3 protein-coding genes are annotated in these 1,997 nt (G+C 65.5%); 2 read left to right on the top strand and 1 reads right to left on the bottom strand.

The window, feature by feature from the left end; translation table 11 throughout:
• A partial coding sequence (locus A5789_RS26100; protein ID WP_156773032.1) for a transglycosylase SLT domain-containing protein occupies positions 1–385 on the top strand: 385 nt, incomplete at its 5' end.
• Positions 386–708: 323 nt separating this feature from the next.
• Positions 709–1,611 (top strand): transglycosylase SLT domain-containing protein, encoded by a 903-nt coding sequence (locus A5789_RS26095; RefSeq protein ID WP_063019654.1) that lies wholly within the window; start codon positions 709–711, stop codon positions 1,609–1,611.
• A gap of 8 nt (positions 1,612–1,619) precedes the next feature.
• On the opposite strand, the gene A5789_RS26090 is transcribed toward A5789_RS26095, so the two are convergent.
• Positions 1,620–1,997: C40 family peptidase (locus A5789_RS26090; protein WP_146098861.1), on the bottom strand; the 378-nt coding region annotated here is incomplete at its 5' end.

Here is a 1,997-nt window from a genome sequence, read left to right as displayed (position 1 = left end):
GAGCGGCTCGGGCGCCAAGACCGTGGGAGGCACTGTGGGCCAATGGATTCAACAGGCGCTGCAGGTGCTGCAGGGAATGGGATACGACACCGGCAAGATAGATCCCGAAGCGATAGCGATCATCATCCACTACGAGAGCAGCGGTAACCCCGGAGCCGTCAACAATGACGACATAAACGCTAAGAACGGGACCCCCTCCACGGGGCTGATGCAGATAATCCAGCCGAATTTCGACAAATATGCGGCACCGGGCCACAAGAATATCTCCGACCCCGTGGACAATATCGTTGCCGGTGTCCGCTACGCGATCGACGTCTACGGATCCGTCAGCAATGTGCCGGGCGTCGAGGCGGTACGCAACGGCCAGGCCTACGTGGCGTACTGATGGAACCGACCCAGCCCCGTTCACCCGAACCTCGGAGATCGAAATCCGCTGAGCTGCGGTCCGGTTCGGACAATCCCGCCGACGAGTGGACGCTGACCCGGCCCGGTGTGGCGACGACCGCACCGGCCGATCGGCGCGAACGACGAAACCAGCGCCCGAGCGCGGTCCCGGCGCCGGGGCCCGCCGTGCCGTCGGTAGCGAAATCGGCTGCGGCGACGAACGATTCGGCTGCAGCAGCTATCGCGCAAGCTCGCTCCGCACCCGCCGCCGCCGCGCCCGCCGTCCACTCGGATATCCTTGCCGCCCACAGCGCCTCGACACCCATGGCCATCGCGGCCCTCACCAGCCTGACCACCATGGCGGCCGGCTTCGGTTCCGGTACGCCGACCGCCGACACCGGACAACCCTACGCACCACCGATGACCGGCAACGGCGCTCCCACCGGACCGATCGCCTGGGACGGCGGCCTCGGCTCCGGTTACGCAGCGAGCAATACCGCTCGCGCCGAACGTGACAGCGCGATCGGCGATCTCAACGCCGAACTGTCGCGGGTCCTCGGCGACACCGTCGATACCAGCGCGCGTGGCCGGGCCACCATGTCGGCGATCATCGCCGAGGTGGACGCCGCGCTCACCGCGCTCGGGCCGGTGAGCAATACCGCCGCCGGCCGGCGACAGGTGATGGTCACGCTCGGCGACGCACTGGCGCGGGCCGGAAATACCGTGGACCAGAGCCGGATGGCGGCAGTCCTGGACTCCCAGCGGATCGAGGCGCTGGCCGCGAAGTACGTCCAGGACTCACATCCGACCAGGACGGTCTACCGCACGGGCGGATCGGGATCGTCCGGACCTCCGTCTTCGATGCCGGCCGGCGAGACGGGCCTGTGGATCAATCAGGCCTTGCAAATTCTCGCTCAGAACGGCTACGACGTCAGCCGGATCGACCCCGGAGCCATCGCGACCATCATCGCGCACGAGTCCTCCGGGAATCCGCATGCCATCAATCTCTGGGACAGCAATGCCGTGGCCGGACATCCCTCGAAAGGCCTGATGCAGACGATCGATTCGACCTTCAACGCCTACGCGCTGCCCGGACATCGTGATATCTGGAATCCGGTCGACAACATCATCGCGGGCGTGCGTTATTCCATCGACCGCTATGGTTCGGTGAGCAATGTGCCCGGCGTCGCCAATCTGCACGGCGGCGGCTCGTACGTCGGATATTGAGGAACCGGTCAGGTCCAGCGGCTGGCGTGGAAGCTCTTGGGAAGCGGTTGCACTCGCACAACAGATTTGGAATTCGGTGCCTCCACCACCTGACCATTACCGATGTACATCATGACGTGCCCTGGGTTGCCGTTGTTGAATTCCGCTTGGGGGAAGATGAGGTCGCCGGGTCTGATCTGATCCGGCGCCACCTTCGGGAGTTGCTGGTACTGCTGGTCCGCCGTTCGTGGAATGTTGACCCCGGCCGACTTCGCCGCGTACTGCGTGAGCCCGGAGCAGTCGAACTGATTGGGCCCCTCGGCCCCCCAGACGTAGGGCGCGCCCAGTTTGCTGAGCGCGGTCTGGATGGCCTGCTGCGCCTTGGCCGATGTTCCGGAGGCCGTCTT

This window comes from Nocardia sp. 852002-51101_SCH5132738, from assembly GCF_001665695.1.
Classification (GTDB): domain Bacteria; phylum Actinomycetota; class Actinomycetes; order Mycobacteriales; family Mycobacteriaceae; genus Nocardia; species Nocardia nova.
Note: the sequence above shows the minus strand (reverse complement) of the source record. Positions and strands in the feature narration are given on the sequence as shown.